General features: G+C 57.5%; 2 protein-coding genes. Both read right to left on the bottom strand.

Translation table 11 applies throughout. The features are described from left to right. A partial coding sequence (locus tag ACXJ7R_RS33705) for an SDR family oxidoreductase (RefSeq protein ID WP_457155566.1) occupies positions 1 to 683 on the bottom strand: 683 nt, incomplete at its 3' end. A gap of 187 nt (positions 684 to 870) precedes the next feature. Further along, positions 871 to 1145, bottom strand: a 275-nt coding sequence (locus tag ACXJ7R_RS33700) for a lysylphosphatidylglycerol synthase domain-containing protein (RefSeq protein ID WP_457155565.1), incomplete at its 5' end; no start/stop codon positions are given.

Genomic DNA, 1145 nt, shown 5'->3' with positions numbered 1-1145 from the left:
TCGTAGATCGGGATGCTCTTGCCTTCCTTGGCCATCCTCATGAACAACGACACAATTCCTGTGTAGCTGTTCGTCAAGGACTGGCCAGGACCGTATACGTTCTGGAGGCGGAGCACGTTGACGGTTGTCCCGAACGAAAGAGCCCAAGCTCGCAATATCTGTTCCTGGGTTAGTTTGGTGGCTCCGTAGATGCTGGTTGGGTTCGGTATCGTTTTTTCCGCGTCCATCGGCAGAGGCTCGAGCCCAGGGAAATCCCACTCCGCGCGTTCAAGCTGCTGCTTCGATCGCTGACCCGGATAGGTTACCTCTCCTGGCCTTCTGGACCGCCATGCCCCTTCTCCGTAGACGGCGCGGCTCGAAGCCAGGACAAAGCGCTCGGGAACATGCGATACCGTGGCGAAGGCATCCAACATGCGGGTTGTGCCGAGGACATTTGCTATCGCGTGGCGAGAAGCCTCTGTGAGCGACTGTCCCGTGCCCGTTTCAGCCGCCAGATGCACGACAACTTCAGGTCGGGTGGTTTCCAATGCCTGCGCCCAGGTGGAAGCCTCCGTCACATCCGCAACCATGAGCTCAACGCGAGGATCAAGTTCGGCAGGGCGCTTTCGCTCAGCGTGAATCTGCGGATGCAAACTGTCGATGACAACTACGCGATCGAAGCGATCTGCCAATTTGGTGGACAACGCGCATCCAATGAATCCGGCTCCACCGGTAACCATACATGTCTTGGACATTCAAGCAGCATTCCGTGTTCCATTAACCAGGCTGTTCGTTATCAGCGTCAACCTCATTTGAACAGGTATAGAGCACCTCTGCGGTGGAATTGGATTTGAGGTGTCGCATTCGGGCAGCCACGCGCAATGCCATGCGCTAATCTGGTTCTGCGGTCCATTTTCGATAGCCAAACTCGCCAGCCGACAACAGAACATCGCCCAGAAGGGTGATAATTCGATGCGTAACCGCAACGGCGGTGGCCGCGGCCGCGGGTATGCCAATCGAGGAAAGGCCCGCGATGAAAACCGCTTCCCTCACACCCAAACCGCCGGGAGCCCCAGGCACAACAAAACCAAGCAACCAGCCGGCGGCTGAGACCCCGATCACCATCTGCCACTCGATCGTGGGTCCGTACAGCACATGGACAAGGA

Source organism: Mesorhizobium sp. P5_C1 (genome assembly GCF_054049815.1).
This window is presented reverse-complemented; position numbering and strand designations above follow the sequence as displayed.